The organism is Actinacidiphila sp. bgisy160 (assembly GCF_057707815.1).
In genome coordinates, this window is the sequence record NZ_JBYIQW010000151.1 from 1 (window position 1) to 597 (window position 597).

Annotated in this window: 1 protein-coding gene; it reads right to left on the reverse strand. The window is 67.8% G+C overall.

What is annotated here, in order from left to right:
* Positions 1-561 (reverse strand): hypothetical protein (locus AC3EUJ_RS37245; protein WP_431969445.1); only part of this gene is annotated, 561 nt, incomplete at its 3' end.
* Between the last annotated feature and the right edge of the window lie 36 nt (positions 562-597).

Here is a 597-nt window from a genome sequence, read left to right on the forward strand (position 1 = left end):
GGCGCCGTCGGTGGGGTACTGGTATTCGGTGACCAGGTCGGGGACGTCGTCGATGCGGGGTTTTTGGGTGATGGAGGTGACGACGTACTTGTTGAACCAGTCGATGGTCTCCTGCTCGGGGTCCGGGCTCCAGTAGACCGGGTAACAGCGGGTGCCGTTGGCCTCGGGGTCGGGGTGGGCGGAGGTGGCCATGGAAGGGCAGGGATCGGAGTATTCGACGTCGATCTCACCGCCGTACTCGGTGACGACCCGGCGGATCCGGAGCCGGTCGAACGCCGGCCTGGGGTCGCCGCTTCCGGTGGTGACCCGGTTCGGCATCGCCTGGTTGTTGTGGGAGAACTCCACCGCGTTCACCTGCTGCGTGGAGCCGTCCACGGCGTAGCCGGTGCGCTGGATCGACTCCAGCCACAGCGGCGGGGCGGTGTCGGTCAGGGTCCGCGGGAAGGACTGGGTCAGCAGGTACTTGTCGACCTTGCTCAACGTGGTGGAGCCCTCGGTGCGCTGCGCCTTGGTCGTCACCGACGACAGGCGCTTGCGGGACCAGAACGTCGGCGCGCCCACGGGGCAGCGTTTGCCGGCGGTTCCGTCGCAGTACAG